Source organism: Stenotrophomonas sp. YJH_SMC_43, from assembly GCF_059372535.1.
Genome location: NZ_JCAFVQ010000003.1, coordinates 298235 through 311883 on the forward strand (window position 1 = coordinate 298235; position 13649 = coordinate 311883).

The window sequence follows — 13649 nt, forward strand, 5'->3', positions numbered from 1 at the left end:
TTGCCTTCGATACCCTCCCGTCCTGGGAACAGCAAAAAGCCAGACTCCGCACAAAGCATCGGCGCATACCGCAAAAACAATGAAGCGGGCGAATACTAGCCTATGCGGGTTACCTCGCCTATCGCGTGGTCGACATCCAGGCTCTCTCTCGCCGACGCATTCACATAATTTGCTGCACCATTCGCGCCCTGCGGGGCGCGAAATTTTTATCTGGCGTTCATTTTCACATGCGCCGCAGCATGGTCAATCCGACCAGTCGTGAAACCACCAAAGCCACGTACATCACGCCTGAAAACTGCTCCAGCATGACCAATGCACGCGCCTGCGGATGCAGTGGCACGACGTCGCTCAAGCCGACACCCGAGAGCAAACTGAAGCTCAGATAAAGCAGTTCCATCCAGGTGCGCTGCGCACCACCACCGGTGCCCTGGAAACTGCCCGGATACCACTGCTGGCACACGGCGAAAGCAAACGCGAAGGCCCAGGCCAGCAACGTGAATGTCGCGCCTGCCGCGAACAGTTCATCGCGGGTGACTCTATGGTCCTGGAGCATGTAGGCGATGAGTGCACCGGCCGTATAGAAGTACAGCAGGCTTTCCAGCAGCTGCGCGGTGGTCAGCAGCGCACTGCGATCCAGCAATGCACCGGCCAGCGAGAACACCACCGAAGGAACGGCCAGCAGCAGCGCCAGCCAGGTGCCCAGCGGGCTGCGCTGGACCACCCACAGCGCCAGGCCCAGTACCGCCATGCCGAACATGCCCAGCGCCGCGCGGCCCGCAGCGGTGTCATCCAGCGCGGGGTACAGCAGCACGGCGATCAACTGGGCTCCCAGCAGCCAGGCCGAAGGATGACGGCGGGCAATGGCCAGCCAGCGGGTGGTGATGGCAACGGGCATGGCGTCCTTTCCCCAGGGTGGTGGGCCGAGGATAGCCGGGAGCGGTGTGATGAGCGGTAGCGCCGGCCGCTGGCCGGCACCCCCGCTTCCGCATCACCCCTGGCGGTAGACCTCGGCACCGGCCGCGCGGAACTCCGCCGACTTCTCCTTCATGCCGGCCTCGGCGTAGTCGCGCACGTCCTGGGTGATCTTCATCGAACAGAAGTGCGGACCGCACATCGAGCAGAAGTGCGCCAGCTTGTGCGCATCCTTCGGCAGCGTCTCGTCATGGAATTCCCTGGCCTTCTCCGGATCCAGGCCAAGATGGAACTGGTCTTCCCAGCGGAACTCGAAGCGCGCCTTGCTCAGCGCGTTGTCGCGCACCTGCGCGCCCGGATGGCCCTTGGCCAGGTCGGCCGCATGCGCGGCGATGCGATAGGCCATGATGCCGTCACGCACGTCCTGGCGATTGGGCAGGCCGAGGTGTTCCTTCGGCGTCACGTAGCAGAGCATGGCGGTACCAAACCAGCCGATCATCGCCGCACCGATCGCGCTGGTGATGTGGTCGTAGCCCGGCGCGATGTCGGTGGTCAGCGGGCCCAGCGTATAGAACGGTGCCTCGCCGCACTCGCGCAGCTGCTTGTCCATGTTCTCCTTGATCAGCTGCATCGGCACATGGCCGGGGCCCTCGATCATGGTCTGCACATCGTGCTTCCAGGCAATCTTCGTCAGCTCGCCCAGCGTTTCCAGCTCGCCGAACTGCGCGGCGTCGTTGGCATCGGCGATGCAGCCCGGGCGCAGGCCGTCACCCAGCGAGAAGGTCACGTCATAGGCCTTCATGATCTCGCAGATGTCTTCGAAATGCGTGTAGAGGAAATTCTCCTTGTGGTGCGCCAGGCACCACTTGGCCATGATCGAGCCACCACGGCTGACGATGCCGGTCACGCGCTTGGCGGTGAGTGGCACGTAGCGCAGCAGCACGCCGGCGTGGATGGTGAAGTAGTCCACACCCTGCTCGGCCTGCTCGATCAGCGTGTCGCGGAAGATTTCCCAGGTAAGTGCTTCGGCGCGGCCGTCGACCTTCTCCAGCGCCTGGTAGATCGGCACGGTACCGATCGCCACCGGCGAGTTGCGGATGATCCACTCACGGGTTTCGTGGATGTGCTTGCCGGTGGACAGGTCCATCACCGTGTCGCCGCCCCAGCGGATCGCCCACACCAGCTTCTCCACTTCCTCGGCAATGCCCGAGGACACCGCGCTGTTGCCGATGTTGGCGTTGATCTTGGTCAGGAAGTTGCGGCCGATGATCATCGGCTCGCTTTCCGGGTGGTTGATGTTGTTGGGTAGCACCGCGCGGCCGCGTGCGATCTCATCGCGCACGAACTCCGGTGTGATGATCTTCTGGATCGAGGCACCAAATGCCTCGCCCGGGTGCTGCTGCAGCAGGCCGGCATCGCGGATCGCGTCCAGGCGCTGGTTTTCGCGGATGGCGACGAACTCCATCTCCGGCGTGATGATGCCACGGCGCGCGTAGTGCATCTGGGTGACGTTGGCACCTGCACGCGCACGGCGTGGCAGGCTGCGCGCGGGAAAGCGCACCGCATCGAGCTTCGGGTCCTGCTCGCGATCGCGGCCGAACGAAGAACTCAGTCCTTCGAGCTGCTCGGTATCACCGCGCTCTTCCACCCAGCCGCGGCGCAGTTCCGGCAAACCGGCCGACAGATCGATGCGCACCTCCGGATCGGTGTACGGGCCCGATGTGTCGTAGACCGTGACCGGTGCGTTCTCTTCGCCGCCGAACAGCGTCGGCGTGCGGGTCAACGCGATCTCGCGCATCGGTACCTGCAGATCCGGACGTGAGCCGGGCACGTGGATCTTGCGCGAGCCGGGGATGGGCCGGGTCACGGATTCGGAGAGTTGCTTGGCCTGTTGCTGCAGGGCAGAGAGCTGTGCGTTCATCGGGCATCGTCCAGGAAGGTCAGGGACGAAGCGGCGGCGCACTGCTGCCGCTCCCGGACGGTCCTTGGGCGGAGTCCGGGCATGGCTGCACTGCAAAGCTTCCCTACGCCGGTATGAGCCGGATCAGGTTCCAAGGGACTGTCTCAACCGTGGCCACATGGCCGCGGTACCCCCGCTTCTTGGTGCGCATTAGACCATAGAACGCACCGCAGCTCCTGGCTGTTCCATCCACGCACGGCGTGGATCCGCTGTTTCTGTATTAACAGAACCGTGACATCGCATTCAGTAACGTGCACGCGCATCGTGCCGCTGCGGCCGGTGTTTCCTCGTCGCCTTCGCGGCCCCTGCCCGGTCTGTGCTGCATGTCGCCGGCCCCTCGCAGCAAGCTCTGCTCGCTCCCCTCAATCCCTTGATCGGAGAAGCCCCTTCATGGTGTTTCGCGTTTCCATTGCACTGGTTCTGCTGCTGGTGCTGCTCGCCGGTGTTGCACCCGGCCCCTTCAATACCGTGGTGCAGAGCATCCTCGGCGAACTCATCCGCGGCATCGGCTGGCTCTACCTGCTGGTCGTGTTCCTCGCCCTGGTATTCCTGATGTACCTGGCCTTCGGCCGCTTCGGCAACCTGCGCATCGGTGGCGAAGACGCCGAACCGGAATTTTCGCGGGCCAGCTGGATGTCGATGCTGTTCGCCGCCGGCATGGGCATCGGCCTGGTGTTCTGGGGCGCCGCCGAGCCCATTTCGCATTTCAGCAAACCACCGGAAGGGCTGGCACCTGAAAGCATGGACGCTGCGCGTGCTGCCATGCGCTACGTATTCTTCCATTGGGGCCTGCACCCGTGGGCCATCTATGCGCTGATCGGCCTGGCAATGGCCTGGTTCCAGTTCAACCGCAACGGCCGTGGCCAGGTCAGTGACATGCTGCAACCGATCATCGGCCGTCACCATCGTGGCTGGATCGGGCGTGTGGTCAACATCTCCGCGGTCGTTGCCACTGCGATTGGCGTGGCTACAGCACTGGGCTTCGGCACGGTGCAGATCGCAGCCGGCGTGGAACGCGTATTCGGCGTGCAGGCGGGCGTTCCGCTGCAGTTGACGATCATTGCGATGGCCTTCGTTCTGTACATGGCGTCCACGCTCAGTGGCGTCGGCCGCGGCATGAAATGGCTGTCCAACTTCAACCTTGCACTGGCGGCGCTGCTGTTGGCACTGGTGCTGGTGCTCGGCCCGACTGGCGCGATCTTCAATACCTTCACCACCACGCTGGGCTCCTATCTCAATCAGCTGGTGACGATGAGCCTGCGCATGTCGCCATTCTCGTCCAGCACCTGGGTGGCCGACTGGACGATCTTCTACTGGGCCTGGTGGATTTCCTGGGCACCGTTCGTGGGCTCGTTCATCGCGCGCATCTCGCGAGGCCGCAGTGTTCGGGAGTTCGTGATCGGCGTGGTGTTGGCGCCGACGCTGCTGGGTTTCTTCTGGTTCTCGGTGTTCGGCGGCACCGCCATCTGGATGCAGATCTTCGGCCAGGCCGACCTGCTGCAGGCGCTGGGCAACGGCTACGAGACAGTGCTGTTCACCATGTTCGACAGCCTTCCGTTGCCTCTTCTTCTGTCGAGCATCGCGTTGGTGCTGCTGATGATCTTCTTCGTGACCTCGGCTGATTCTGCGGTACTGGTACTGGCCAGCATGTCCACGGACGACGCTGGCGAGCCATTGCGCAAGCACAAAGTGGCGTGGGGTGTCGGCATTGCGCTCGTGGCGGGTTCCTTGCTGTTGGCAGGCGGACTGGAGGCGCTGCAGGGCATGATCACCATCGCAGCGCTGCCGTTCGCGCTGCTGATGCTTCTTGTGATGGTGTCGCTGTACCGGGTGCTGGACCAGGAGTACACGCGGGAGCGGCGGCAGGCGCAGCGCCAGCGGCACATGATCGATGCGTGGATCGCACGCGAGATGGCGGCGCAGGAGGAGACCCAGGCGGAGGCAGCGCGCGCGCACGATCAGGATTGAGGGGGTTTTGCAGCCTGCGGCTGCACCGCTTTTCTCAAGCAACGGCAACAGCAACTTCAAAAGCGGCTCTGGATTTCTGCTGGTTTGGCGGGGAGGGGGCCGATGGCGGGACACGCCGCAAGTACGTCCTTGTAGGCTCGGCCACGGCATCCATGCCGTGGACGGTCCCGCCATCGGCCCCCTCCCCGCCTCCGACAATTTCCCGGTGACGGCAGTAGATCCACGCCACGCGTGGATCAGGTGTATCGGAAAACAAGAAGGGGTCGGATCCGTTTTCCTTCGGAAAACGGATCCGACCCCAACCCACAGCGCGCGGCTGTTGCTGTTGTCTTTGCTTTTGATCTTCTTCTTTCTCTTCCTGCGGTGGCGGCCGCAGGAAACTGTCCGTGGCCGGGCGGGTGGGTTGGCTGGGGGCGTGAGCCGCATGGGCCCGAGGCATGCCTCGGGCGGGTTGGGCAGGACGCCCAACCCCGGGCTTGCCGTGTGCGCAGGACAGCGCACACGAGCAAGCGGCTGCCAAGCCTCCAGGGACGGATTCACGGCGTCCCCCGAACAGCCCACCCGCCCGGCCCAATCACATGATCCCGCTTCCACGAACCACCACCGCAGAGGGGGCTCAGCCCGGTGGCCGGGAAACCTCAATACCCCGCCGCCTGCCCATCCTTGCGGCTCTCCGACGCGCCGTAATACACCCCGGTCTCGGGATCACGCATGATCGCCTGGTAACCGCCATACGGGCCGTCGGCGAACACGATGCGATGTCCCTTGCGCATCAGCGCGCGCACCGTTTCATACGGGAAGCCGGTTTCCAGATTCACTTCACCGCCGTCGGTCATCGCCGTCGCCTGACCGGTCGGCTCAGTGGAACCGTCGTGCTGGATGCGCGGTGCGTCACCGGCTTCCTGCAGGTTCATCCCGAAGTCCACCAGGTTCATCACGATCTGCGCGTGGCCCTGCGGCTGCATCGCGCCGCCCATCACGCCGAAGCTGGCGTACGGCTTGCCACCCTTGGTGATGAAGGCCGGGATGATGGTCTGGAACGGACGCTTGCCCGGCGCATAACCATTTGGATGGTTCTTCTGCAGCACGAACATCTCGCCACGGTCCTGCAGGATGAAGCCCAGCCCCGGCGGCGCCATGCCACTGCCCATGCCGCGGTAGTTGGACTGGATCAGCGACACCATCATGCCGTCGGCGTCGGCCACGGTCATGTAGATCGTGTCGCCCTCTTCCAGCTGCTTCGGTGTACCCGGCTGCACTTCCTTCAGCGCCTTGTCCATCGAGATCAGCGCGCGACGCTGCGCCGCGTATTCCTTGGAAATCAGCTTCTGCACCGGTGCCGGCTGGAAGGCCATGTCGGCGTAGAAGCGTGCACGGTCGGCGAACGCGAGCTTCTTTGCTTCCACGAACAGGTGCACGTGCTCGGGTGAGCCGAACGGAATCTTCGAGAAATCGTAGCCTTCCAGCACGTTGAGGATCTGCAGCGCGGCGATGCCCTGGCTGTTCGGCGGCAGCTCCCACACGTCGTAGCCACGGTAGTTGCTGCTGACCGGTTCAACCCACTCGCCGTGATGGTCGGCCAGGTCCTGGTAGCTCAGGTAACCGCCATTGGCCTTGAAGTAATCACCGATCGTGCGGGCGATGTCACCTTTGTAGAAGGCGTCGCGGCCGCCGTCCGCGATCTTCTGCAGCGTGCTGGCCAGATTCGGGTTCTTCCACATTTCCCCCTTGCGCGGTGCGTGCCCGTTGATCGTGAACTGCTCCTTGAAGCCCGGGTACTGCGACAGCTTGGGCACAGAGCGGTCCCAGTAGTAGGCGATCACTTCAGCCACCGGGTGACCCTCGCGCGCGTAGCGGATGGCCGGCGCCAGGTTGTCGGCCATCGGTTTGCGGCCGAAACGGCCATGCAGGGCGAACCAGCCATCGACCGCGCCAGGTACCGACACCGGTAGCGGGCCGGTAGCCGGGATGTCCTTCAGGCCACGGCGCTGGAACTCGGCCAGGGTGAGCGATTTCGGCGAGCGGCCCGAGCCGTTGTAGCCATAGAGCTTCTGCGTCTTCGGGTCCCAGACGATGGCGAACAGGTCGCCGCCGATGCCGTTGCCGGTGGGCTCCATCAGGCCGAGCGCGGCGTTGGCGGCAATCGCAGCGTCCACTGCCGAACCGCCGCCCTTCATCACGTCCAGCGCGATCTGGGTGGCCAGCGGCTGCGACGTGGCGGCCATCGCGTGCGGGGCGATCACCTCCGAACGGGTGGCGAAGGTCTGGCCGGTAATGCGGTCGGCGGCGAAGGACAGTGCAGGCATGGCGGCGAGCACGGCGGTGGCGAACAGGGAACGGGCAAGGCGTCGGGACACGGTCGGGTTCCGATGGAAGGGTGGTGCTCCGATCTTCGCCGCTGCGGCCTTCACGCGGTATCGGGCAGAGGTCATGGGCGATGGTCTTTCGGTGGGTGCGGACCCAGGTCCGCACCCACCAAGGCGAAAACAGCCCGGATTCCGCGCAGAAACCGCTCTGAAAGGAGTGAATTCGGGTTCATCGAAACACTTTCAGCGGCAACCATCCTTGTGCCGCAAGTGATTGCGCTGGATGCGCCAGAAACCGATAGAAAATCCGTCGCGAGGGTTGACAGCGCCGAAATGGCTGTGTTTCTCTCGATCACATGTTGCATCACAACACGCCACCGCGACCCCACATCGAAGCCGCCGACACCGGCGCCGCCTCGCTGCGTTCGATTCTTGTGCTCGTACTTATTACCCAACCAACAGGTGCGGGACGAGCCAGCGTGTAAGCAACAAACACACCGGAACTCATCAAAACCCGCACCCGCCCCGGTGCGGGTTTTTTCATTTCAGGACCTGGTTTCAGACGCAACCACCATGAACAACGCCACCGTCAAAACCTGGACCAGCACCACCACGACGCCTCGTGGTGGCTGTGCCTGTGCGACGCATGGCGCCTCCCCCACCGCTTTCCCCTGACCGGCCGGCACGTCACCTCGACGACCGGCCGTTCTTTTTTCTTCCCACTGCAAGGAACCTCCCCCATGAGCACCAACGACCTGCCCCAGACCAAGATCGCCGTCATCGGCTACGGCAGCCAGGGCCGCGCCCACGCACTGAACCTGCGCGAATCCGGCTTCGACGTGGTGGTAGGCCTGCGCCCGGGCGGCCCGACCGAGGTCAAGGCACAGGCCGATGGCTTCACCGTCAAGGCCCCGGCCGATGCAGTGAAGGATGCCGACCTGGTTGCCGTGCTGACCCCGGACATGGTGCAGAAGAAGCTGTACGACGACGTGCTGGCGCCGAACATGAAGCAGGGTGCGGTGCTGTTGTTCGCGCACGGCCTGAACGTTCATTTCGACATGATCAAGCCGCGTGACGATCTCGACGTGGTACTGGTCGCACCGAAGGGCCCGGGCGCGCTGGTCCGCCGCGAGTATGAAATCGGCCGCGGCGTGCCGTGCATCTGGGCGGTCTACCAGGACAAGAGCGGCAAGGCGGCTGAGTACGCCCTGGCCTATGCAGCCGGCCTCGGCGGCGCCCGCGCCAACCTGATCCAGACCACCTTCAAGGAAGAAACCGAGACCGATCTGTTCGGTGAGCAGGCCGTGCTGTGCGGCGGTGCCTCGGCGCTGGTGCAGGCCGGTTTCGAGACCTTGGTGGAAGCCGGCTACCAGCCGGAGATCGCCTATTACGAAGTACTGCACGAACTGAAGCTGATCGTGGACCTGTTCTACGAAGGTGGCATCTCGCGCATGTTGGAATTCATCTCCGAGACCGCGCAGTACGGCGACTACGTCAGCGGCCCGCGCGTGATCGATGCCGGCACCAAGGCACGCATGAAGGAAGTGCTGAAGGACATCCAGGACGGCACCTTCACCAAGAACTGGGTGGCCGAGTACGAAGCGGGCCTGCCGAACTACAACAAGTTCAAGCAGGCCGACCTGGAGCATCCGATCGAGAAGGTAGGCAAGGAACTGCGCGCCAAGATGGTCTGGTTGCAAGGTCAAGCCGCGTAACAACGCGGCACCCCCACCCGCTCTGCAAGGTCCCCCATGAACTCTCACACACACCGCAGCGCGCCGCCCAACGGCGCGCGCTGGCTGACCCAGGCGCTGGAGGCCGAGGGTGTCCGTACGCTGTTCGGCTATCCCGGCGGCACCATCATGCCGTTCTACGACGCGCTGGTGGATTCGTCGCTGAAGCACATCCTGGTACGCCATGAGCAGGGCGCGGCGCTGGCCGCCAACGGTTTCGCCCGCGCCAGCAACCAGGTGGGCGTCTGCGTGGCCACCTCCGGCCCCGGCGCCTCGAACCTGGTCACCGGCATTGCCGACGCGATGCTGGATTCGGTGCCGATGGTCTGCATCACCGGTCAGGTCGGCACCCCGCTGCTGGGCACCGATGCCTTCCAGGAACTGGATGTGTTCGGGCTGACGATGCCGATCGTCAAGCACAGCTGGCTGGTGCGCAGCGTCGATGACCTGCCGCGCGTGGTGGCCGATGCGTTCCGGATCGCCCGCGAGGGCCGTCCCGGTCCGGTGTTGATCGACCTGCCCAAGGATGTGCAGCTGGCCGATGCCAGCCATCTGCCGGCCCATGTGCCCAGCAGCGTCGAACCGCCGCCGCCGCCAGCCGAGGCCGCCATCGCCGAGGCGATCGCCGCACTGGCGGCGGCCGAGAAGCCGGTGGTCTACGCCGGTGGTGGCATCGCCCTGGGTGATGCGGTGCAGGACCTGCGTGACTTCGTCGAGGCCAGCGCCATCCCCACGGTGATGACCCTGCGTGGCCTGGGTGCGCTGCCGGCCAGCCATCCGCAGTCGCTGGGCATGCTGGGCATGCATGGCACCCGCGCGGCCAACATGGCCGTGCAGGAAAGCGACCTGCTGCTGGTGCTGGGTGCGCGCTTCGATGACCGCGCCACCGGCAAGCTGGCCGAGTTCGCACCGTTCGCCCGTGTCGTCCACATCGATGCAGACGCCTACGAGATCTCCAAGCTGCGCAGTGCCGACGTGGCCGTGCCTGGCAATGTCGGTCACGCCATCCGCGCCCTGCGTGCGGCCTTCCCCTCCCCCAGGGCCCACCAGGACGCATGGCGCAAGCGTTGCGCGCAGCACCGCGATCGCTTCGCCGCCCGCTACGATGCACCGGGCCAGCACATCTACGCACCGGCGTTGCTGAAGCGCCTGAGCGAGCTGGCCCCGGCCGATGCGGTGATCGCCTGCGATGTCGGCCAGCACCAGATGTGGGTGGCCCAGCACTGCCGCTTCAACCACCCGCGCAACCACCTGACCAGTGGCGCGCTGGGCACCATGGGCTTCGGCCTGCCGGCGGCGATGGGCGCGCAGTTCGCCTGCCCCGACCGCACCGTGGTGCTGGTGTCCGGCGATGGCAGCTTCATGATGAACGTGCAGGAGCTGGCGACCATCGCCCGCTGCCGCCTGCCGGTGAAGATCGTGCTGCTGGACAACAGTTCGCTGGGCATGGTGCGGCAGTGGCAGGAGCTGTTCTTCGCCGAGCGTTACAGCGAGATCGACCTGTCCGACAACCCGGACTTCGTGGCATTGGCGCAGGTGTTCGGCATCGCCGCCACCCGCATCGACAACCGCGACGACGTGGAAGGCGGCCTGGCCGCGCTGCTGGCCGAACCGGGCCCGGCACTGCTGCACGTGGCCATTGATGCACGCGCCAACGTGTGGCCGCTGGTGCCGCCGAACACCGCCAACAGCACGATGCTGGAAAGCAACCCCGCCCATGCCCGCCAGGAGACCCCCAATGCAATACCGGCTTGACCTGGTGCTGCACCCGGCCGAAGGCGCGCTGCTGCGCGTGATCGGCATGGCCGAGCGTCGCGGCTTCGCGCCGCGCGCGATCAGCGGCGCGCCGGTGGCCGCCGACGATGGCCGCTGGCACCTGCAGATGGTGGTGGATGGCCAGCGCCCGGCCGAAACGCTGTGCCGGCAGATCGAGAAGATCTACGACTGCGTGTCCGTGCAGGTCACGGCCGTGGAAGGAGTAGCACCATGAACACCCGTACCGTAGCGACCACGGTGCCGGTACGGAGGCGTCTTCTTCGTCGCCCGTGCCCGCATGCGGCGGTCGACCGCACCGCGCTGGTGGCCCATGCCGGCCGCTGATGCCAGCCAGGAAAGCGATGTCGGCGACGTAAGCGTCGCCGACGTCCTGGCCGCGCAGGCCCGCCTGCGCCGCTTCCTGCCACCCACCCCGCTGCACCATGCCGAGCGCTTCGGCACTTGGCTGAAGCTGGAGAACCTGCAGCGCACCGGTTCCTACAAGGTACGCGGCGCATTGAATGCGCTGCTGGCCGGTCGCGAGCGCGGTGACACCCGGCCAGTGATCTGCGCCTCGGCCGGCAACCATGCCCAGGGCGTGGCGTGGGCGGCCTATCGCCTGGATGTGCCGGCCATCACCGTGATGCCGCACGGCGCACCGGCCACCAAGATCGCCGGTGTTGCCCACTGGGGCGCCACCGTGCGTCAGCATGGCAACAGTTACGACGAGGCCTACGCCTTCGCGGTCGAACTGGCACAGCGCCATGGCTACCGCTTCCTGTCCGCGTTCGACGATGCCGATGTGATTGCCGGCCAGGGTACGGTCGGCATCGAGCTGGCCGCGCACGCGCCGGACGTGGTGATCGTGCCGATCGGCGGCGGTGGCCTGGCCTCCGGCGTTGCACTGGCACTGAAATCACAGGGCGTGCGCGTGGTTGGTGCACAGGTGGAAGGCGTTGACTCGATGGCGCGCGCGATCCGTGGCGATGTCCGTGAGATCGCCCCCGTCGCCTCGCTGGCCGATGGCGTGCGGGTGAAGATCCCCGGCTTCCTGACCCGCCGCCTGTGCACCTCGCTGCTGGACGACGTGGTGATCGTGCGCGAGGCCGAGCTGCGCGAGACCCTGGTGCGGCTGGCGCTGGAAGAACACATCATCGCTGAGGGCGCCGGTGCGCTGGCGCTGGCCGCCGGCCGCCGCGTTGCCGGCCGCCGCAAGTGCGCGGTGGTGTCCGGCGGGAACATCGATGCCGGTGTCCTGGCCGGCCTGCTCACCGACATCCGTCCGCGCCCGCCACGCAAACCGCGGCGACGGCGCAGCGAAACACCGCGCTCGCCCGGCAAGGCCAGCGCCACCGCTTCCCCCACCTCTTCCCCTTCCCCCCTGCAAGCCGTCGCACCCGCTGTCGAGGAGATTTCCCTGTGACCACCATCGAACGAATTACCACCCCGCGCATCCGCATCTTCGACACCACCCTGCGTGACGGCGAGCAGTCCCCCGGCTGCAGCATGAGCCCGCCGCAGAAGCTGGTGATGGCGCGTGCGCTGGACGAACTGGGTGTGGACATCATCGAAACCGGCTTCCCGGCCAGCTCGCAGTCCGACCGCGAGGCGATGGCACTGATCGGCCGCGAACTGCGCCGACCGAGCCTGAGCCTGGCGGTGCTGTCGCGCTGCCTGCAGGCCGATATCGAGACCTCGGCACGTGCACTGGAAGCCGCGGCCAACCCGCGCCTGCACGTGTTCCTGTCGACCAGCCCGCTGCACCGCGAACACAAGCTGCGCATGACCCGCGAGCAGGTACTGGAGTCGGTACGCAAGCACGTTGCGCTGGCGCGTTCCTACATCGACGATGTCGAATTCTCGGCCGAGGATGCCACCCGCACCGAGCTGGATTACCTGATCGACGTCTCGCGCGTGGCCATTGCCGCCGGCGCCACCACCATCAACCTGCCGGACACCGTCGGCTTCACCACGCCGGAAGAAATCCGCGCGATGTTCCAGCAGGTCATCGCCGGCGTCGCCGATGTACCGAACGCGGCCAACGTGATCTTCAGCGCGCACTGCCACAACGATCTGGGCCTGGCCGTGGCCAACTCGCTGGCCGCCATCGAAGGCGGCGCGCGCCAGGTCGAGTGCACCGTCAACGGCATCGGCGAGCGCGCCGGCAACTGTTCGCTGGAAGAGATCGCGATGGTGCTGAAGGTACGCCAGGCCTTCTACGAGCAGGACAGTGCGATCAACACCCCCCGCATCGTCGGCACCTCGCAGCTGCTGCAGCGCCTGGTCGGCATGCCGGTACAGCGCAACAAGGCCATCGTCGGCGCCAACGCGTTCGCCCACGAATCGGGCATCCACCAGCACGGCATGCTGCGCCATCGCGGCACCTACGAAATCATGCGCCCGGAAGACGTGGGCTGGGAAGACTCGCAGATGGTGCTGGGCCGCCACAGTGGCCGCGCCGCTGTTGAAGCACGCCTGCGTGCGCTGGGCTTCTGGCTGGACGAAGATGAACTGAAGCTGGTGTTTGAGCAGTTCAAGGGCCTGTGCGAACAGCAGCGCGTGGTCACCGATGCCGACCTGCAGACGCTGATGCAGGGCGGTTCCAACGCACAGGGCTACCGCCTGGCCTCGATGACCATCAGCGATGTCGGCAGCCGTGCCAACGCGCTGGTTGAACTGTCCGACCCGGATGGCAACCGTGTCGCCGAAACCGCACAGGGCGACGGCCCGGTCGATGCGCTGTTCGGCGCACTGTCGGCCGCCACCGGCGTGCAGCTGATGCTGGACAGCTACCACGTACACAGCGTCGGCATCGGCGCCGATGCGCGCGGCGAAGCCAACCTGAGCGTGCGCCACGAAGGCGTGGAGTACGACGGCACCGGCACCAGCAAGGACATCATCGAAGCCTCCGCGCTGGCCTGGCTGGATGTTGCCAACCGTTTGCTGCGCCAGCGCCAGGCCGCCGCCCACAGCAGCACCGACGTTCCCACCCCCGCCACCGCCTGAGGAACCCGC

At 65.8% G+C, this 13649-nt stretch carries 9 protein-coding genes and 1 riboswitch; of the genes, 6 read left to right on the forward strand and 3 right to left on the reverse strand.

The features are described 5' to 3' along the window. Positions 1 to 223 precede the first annotated feature (223 nt). Both AC5QAH_RS13575 and thiC read right to left on the reverse strand, forming a co-directional pair. Entirely contained in the window at positions 224 to 895 is a 672-nt protein-coding gene (locus tag AC5QAH_RS13575; RefSeq protein ID WP_349744270.1) for an ion channel, read from the reverse strand. Between the two features lie 93 nt (positions 896 to 988). Then, on the reverse strand, positions 989 to 2833 hold the full coding sequence (thiC, locus tag AC5QAH_RS13580; protein ID WP_478414646.1) for a phosphomethylpyrimidine synthase ThiC: 1845 nt from the start codon (positions 2831 to 2833) through the stop codon (positions 989 to 991). Between the two features lie 82 nt (positions 2834 to 2915). After that, positions 2916 to 3017, reverse strand: a riboswitch (TPP riboswitch). Between the two features lie 245 nt (positions 3018 to 3262). Here thiC and AC5QAH_RS13585 point away from each other — a divergent pair. After that, complete coding sequence (locus tag AC5QAH_RS13585; RefSeq protein WP_049412107.1) at positions 3263 to 4840, forward strand: BCCT family transporter; 1578 nt, start codon at positions 3263 to 3265, stop codon at positions 4838 to 4840. Between the two features lie 638 nt (positions 4841 to 5478). On the opposite strand, the gene ggt is transcribed toward AC5QAH_RS13585, so the two are convergent. Then, positions 5479 to 7272: a gamma-glutamyltransferase gene (gene ggt, locus AC5QAH_RS13590; protein ID WP_495232399.1), complete on the reverse strand. Its 1794-nt coding sequence runs from the start codon at positions 7270 to 7272 to the stop codon at positions 5479 to 5481. Between the two features lie 614 nt (positions 7273 to 7886). Between ggt and ilvC the strand changes: the two genes are divergently transcribed. The 5 genes from ilvC to AC5QAH_RS13615 all read left to right on the forward strand — a co-directional run bounded on the left by ilvC (position 7887) and on the right by AC5QAH_RS13615 (position 13640). Next, positions 7887 to 8861, forward strand: coding sequence for a ketol-acid reductoisomerase (gene ilvC / locus AC5QAH_RS13595; RefSeq protein WP_010480761.1), 975 nt, complete (start codon positions 7887 to 7889; stop codon positions 8859 to 8861). Between the two features lie 36 nt (positions 8862 to 8897). Next, positions 8898 to 10634, forward strand: coding sequence for an acetolactate synthase 2 catalytic subunit (ilvG, locus tag AC5QAH_RS13600; RefSeq protein WP_495232400.1), 1737 nt, complete (start codon positions 8898 to 8900; stop codon positions 10632 to 10634). Next, entirely contained in the window at positions 10618 to 10869 is a 252-nt protein-coding gene (locus tag AC5QAH_RS13605; protein ID WP_495232401.1) for an ACT domain-containing protein, read from the forward strand. The genes ilvG and AC5QAH_RS13605 overlap by 17 nt, the downstream gene beginning before the upstream one ends. A 96-nt stretch (positions 10870 to 10965) precedes the next feature. Then, entirely contained in the window at positions 10966 to 12057 is a 1092-nt protein-coding gene (locus AC5QAH_RS13610; protein WP_049435307.1) for a threonine dehydratase, read from the forward strand. Continuing rightward, the gene (locus tag AC5QAH_RS13615; RefSeq protein ID WP_478415272.1) at positions 12054 to 13640 is read left to right on the forward strand and encodes a 2-isopropylmalate synthase; all 1587 of its coding nucleotides are present in this window, start codon (positions 12054 to 12056) and stop codon (positions 13638 to 13640) included. Before AC5QAH_RS13610 ends, AC5QAH_RS13615 begins: the two co-directional genes overlap by 4 nt. The last annotated feature ends 9 nt before the right edge of the window (positions 13641 to 13649 follow it).

Bases quoted from the DNA above. Each gene is read 5' to 3' on its own strand.
- AC5QAH_RS13575 (WP_349744270.1), bottom strand. From the start codon at position 895: ATGCCCGTTGCCATCACCACCCGCTGGCTGGCCATTGCCCGCCGTCAT.
- thiC (WP_478414646.1), bottom strand. From the start codon at position 2,833: ATGAACGCACAGCTCTCTGCCCTGCAGCAACAGGCCAAGCAACTCTCC.
- AC5QAH_RS13585 (WP_049412107.1), top strand. From the start codon at position 3,263: ATGGTGTTTCGCGTTTCCATTGCACTGGTTCTGCTGCTGGTGCTGCTC.
- ggt (WP_495232399.1), bottom strand. From the start codon at position 7,272: ATGACCTCTGCCCGATACCGCGTGAAGGCCGCAGCGGCGAAGATCGGA.
- ilvC (WP_010480761.1), top strand. From the start codon at position 7,887: ATGAGCACCAACGACCTGCCCCAGACCAAGATCGCCGTCATCGGCTAC.
- ilvG (WP_495232400.1), top strand. From the start codon at position 8,898: ATGAACTCTCACACACACCGCAGCGCGCCGCCCAACGGCGCGCGCTGG.
- AC5QAH_RS13605 (WP_495232401.1), top strand. From the start codon at position 10,618: ATGCAATACCGGCTTGACCTGGTGCTGCACCCGGCCGAAGGCGCGCTG.
- AC5QAH_RS13610 (WP_049435307.1), top strand. From the start codon at position 10,966: ATGCCGGCCGCTGATGCCAGCCAGGAAAGCGATGTCGGCGACGTAAGC.